Here is a 3,466-nt window from a genome sequence, read left to right as displayed (position 1 = left end):
CAGTTTCAGGTTGGCAGCGTAGTGGTCTGGCGCAAAGCGCGGCATGCTGCGGCGGATGTCTTTGGCATCCAAGTGGGCGATGTCCAGGGCCGCACCGCACAAAAACCCCCGTGCCACCGGACTGAAGGCCACAAAGGCAACGCCCAACTCTCGGCAAGCCTGCAACACGGCAATTTCGGGGTTGCGCGTCCACAGCGAATACTCGGTCTGCACCGCAGCAATCGGGTGCACCGCATGCGCCTTGCGCAAGGTGCTGGCCGAGACTTCAGACAGGCCAATCGTCTGGATCTTGCCCTGGCACACCAGATCGCTCAAAGCCCCCACGCTGTCTTCGATCGGCACCTTTTTATCCCAGCGGTGCAGGTAATACAGGTCAATCACATCGGTCTGCAGGCGGCGCAAGGCGTCTTCGCAAGTTTTGCGAATCGTCTCTGGGCGGCCATCGATCACGCGCACCAGTTTGCCATCCCCCGGGTCCACGCCCTGCATGCCACATTTGCTGGCCAGGGTGAACTTCTGCCGATGCGGCTTCATGACTTTGCCCAGCAAGCTTTCGTTGGCCCCAAAACCATACAAAGCGGCCGTATCAAACAAGGTGACGCCCTGATCGAGGGCAGTGAGCAGCACGCGCTCAGCCTGCTCTGCAGACACAGGCGCACCATAAGCGTGGCTGAGGTTCATGCAGCCCAGCCCGATGGCGCTGACGCTGAAAGAGGCAATATTTCTGTTTTTCATGGGCCATATTTTAGACGGTCTGGCCCATGCCGCGCCAGCGAAACCGCAGCCAGGCTTGCCAAGCGGCCACCGGCTCAGTCGGTGGAAAGCCTCAATGTCACTTGCGGCAACAACGCTGATTTTTGCGCCCCATCACCGGCCACCGCAGCCCCGACAAAAAGCTGTTCGGCCGGCACGCCCGAGGCCAGCAAGAGGTCACGAACCTGTTGGGCACGCGCTTGTGCCAAGGCTCGCATGGCCGACTCATCCACTTGAATGGCGGCCAGCAGCAAGGCTTCCATGTCACCCTGTGGCAAGTCCTTGACCCCGCCCAGCACATTGCGTGGCTTGGGGATCGGCGAGCGTCGGTAAACCGATGCCAACAAGGCCGGATATTCCTCGGGGCTCACGTCCATCAACGTCCCGGCATCCTGGCCATCCCGAATCAGACGTCGGCGTTTTTCTGCCTTGACCGAGTCGCGAAGTTGTGAACGGCGCAAAGCTTCACGCTCCGAATCCAGATCGGCCTCGCCCACCACGGTCAGACGCAATGCTGGCTTGTCGATCACCAACTTGGCCACCGTCTCGAGTTTCTGCCGTGTCGGCGCGTCCACATCGGCACTGCCGGGTGCAAAAGCCATCTGCTGCAACTGCTCAGCACCCGAAAAAGCCCCGGCGATCAAACTGAAAGGCGCGATGATGGCCTTGCCAATCAGGCTGATGGCCATTTTCCAGATGATCGCGCCCACGCGAAAATCAGGGTCGCTGATGGAGCCACTGATCGGCAAATCGACATGGATCACGCCATGGCGGTCTGCCAGCAGGGCAACGGCCAGCTTCACCGGCAAATTCGGGGCATCCGCGCTGTCCGAGCGTTCACCAAAGCGCAGCTGGTTCAAGATGATCTGGTGGCTGGCTTGCAGTTGAGCCTCTGCATCGATGCGGTAATTCACATCCGCCGAAAGCTTGCCACGGTCAATGCCATAACCCGCGTATTTTTTGCTGTAGGGCGAGAGCTGTGGCAACTCCAGATCACGCACCTTGCCACGCACATCCAGGGCCACTGGACGCGTGAACGGATTGATGCGCCCATCGACTTCCAGGCTGGCAGAGCCCGCCACCCGACCGCGCAAACTCAATGGTGCCAATGCGGCCACATGGGCATCCGCAGTGGGGTTCGACAAAGCGCCCAAACTGCCTGCCAACTCCGTCACATCGGCTGAATAGTTGGGCCGAATGTAATGGTCTGAAAACAATACACGGCCATTGAGCACCCCCATGGGGCCTAACTCGATCCGAGGTTTTGCAGCATCCGGCTTTGCCGCATTGGCAGGGGTGAAATTGACCAGATTTTGCAGGTTCAGATGGCCAGAAGGCGAGATGTCCACGCGTGCAAAAAAATCATTCAAGGCTGTTTCTGAAGTCTTCAGGTGGTCCAATGCACCGGCACGCAGACCCAGCTCAAGGCCCGTCAAATTCAAGGCTTTGATGTCAAGCAATGCTTCACCGTCTGACTTGTTGAAGGCGCGAAAATTTTCTACCGACACATCGCCCTGCAAATTCAAGCCCAGCCCCGCAACGGGCAAGGCCAGCTCCAGCCCACCCGCGTAACTCAGGTCGGCTCTTGTCCAATCGAAATTCAGCCACTCGGCCCCATAAGGGCTGAACTTGTGCACCGGAAAGCGCGCCAACTGCATGCGCCCTTTGACTTGCAGCGGCGTCGCTTTGGCCTGATCGGCCCCCTTGGAAGGCAAACGGAAAACACCCTCAAAACCCAGCTTACCTGCCTCGCGCCGCTGCGAACCGGTCATCAAATCCAGCTTGACCGGGGTCATCTGCGGCGAAGCGGCCAGCGGTTGCCAAGGCCCTGTGCTGAGGTTCACATCGCGAACATCCAGCTGCACCCCTCCCGCCATGGCGAGGTCTTCCAGCTTGACGGCGCCCCCCTTGACTTGCACCTGACCCAGCTCCAGCTGCCACGGGCCTGGCACCGTTTTTTCTTCAGTAGCAGACGGCTTGGCAAGGACCTGCCAGTCTTCGAACATCCAGCGCCCTTGCAGGTCACGCGACAGCTGCAACACGGGCCGGGTCAACACCACACGGCCCACACGGGCTTGCCGTTTGAAGACATCCACCTCGACTTGCTCGACCGCCAGTTCTGCCAGCGCAGCCACTGGTTGATCAGCCGACCCCAAAGTCGCAGCGGCCACACGGATCTGTGGCGCCTTGAGCACCAGGCTTGCAGGCTCACCCCTAGCAGCAGCCCGCCAGTTCAGGCTCAGGTCAGCCGAAGATTGTCCTGACAAGGCGGGGCGAAAAGATTCTGCCCAATAAGGCGCAGCGCTTTGCAGCGAAAAATCTTGCCACTTCAAGCGCACTTGGGCACTTGCCAGGTTGGTGCTGCCATCCCATGACAACTTGGCCCCCTGAACGCTTGCCTTGCCCTGCAGGGGCGAGACTTTGAGGGCAGGCCAACTCAAGTCGCTGCTTTGAAAATCGATGTCGTTGAGCAGCAAGCCAGCGGGCTTTTGGGTCGCGGCATCTTGCCATCGCAGCTCGCCACCGGCCACTTGAAATTGCTTTAACTCGTAAAGAGCCACCCTCTTGACGGCTCCTTGCGGGGCACTGTCTGCCGGTGCAAAAAACCGCTGCAGACGCGCCCAGTTGATCTCTCCCGCTGGGTCACGCCGAACATGCAGCACGGGTTTTTCCAAACTCAGCACATCGAGCTTGAGCACTTCCTCCAGCGGCC

General features: G+C 59.8%; 2 protein-coding genes. Both read right to left on the bottom strand.

The window, feature by feature from the left end:
* Window positions 1–735: aldo/keto reductase (locus ACIQ3A_RS14445; RefSeq protein ID WP_396432423.1), on the bottom strand; the 735-nt coding region annotated here is incomplete at its 3' end.
* 74 nt (window positions 736–809) lie between these two features.
* Window positions 810–3,466, bottom strand: a 2,657-nt coding sequence (locus ACIQ3A_RS14440; RefSeq protein WP_396432422.1) for a DUF748 domain-containing protein, incomplete at its 5' end; no start/stop codon positions are given.

Source organism: Limnohabitans sp. (assembly GCF_044361985.1).
GTDB lineage: Bacteria > Pseudomonadota > Gammaproteobacteria > Burkholderiales > Burkholderiaceae_C > Limnohabitans_A.
The sequence above is the reverse complement of the archived record's forward strand: the minus strand, read 5'-3'. Positions and strand labels throughout refer to the sequence as shown.